The organism is Pseudoduganella aquatica, assembly GCF_009857595.1.
Classification (GTDB): Bacteria; Pseudomonadota; Gammaproteobacteria; order Burkholderiales; family Burkholderiaceae_D; genus Rugamonas; species Rugamonas aquatica_A.
Window position 1 is genome coordinate 1 of the sequence record NZ_WWCU01000173.1, and the last position, 240, is coordinate 240.

Below are 240 nucleotides of genomic sequence, written 5' to 3' on the forward strand. Positions count from 1 at the left end.
CCGTTACAAAGCAAGAAGTACTACGTTGTTGCGTTTGTTGATACATACAATCACTACCCTCGTTCAATCTTGCGATCAAACGAAAATAATAAATCTTTACTTCTTCCAAATTTTTAAAGAACGGTACTACTTTTATTTAAGGTTCGGACCTTAGATAAAAGCAGTGGTGGAGGATGACGGGATCGAACCGACGACCCCCTGCTTGCAAAGCAGGTGCTCTCCCAGCTGAGCTAATCCCCC

At 42.9% G+C, this 240-nt stretch carries 1 tRNA gene; it reads right to left on the reverse strand.

What is annotated here, in order from left to right:
• Nucleotides 1-164 precede the first annotated feature (164 nt).
• Nucleotides 165-240: transfer RNA gene (locus tag GTP77_RS30115), tRNA-Ala, on the reverse strand.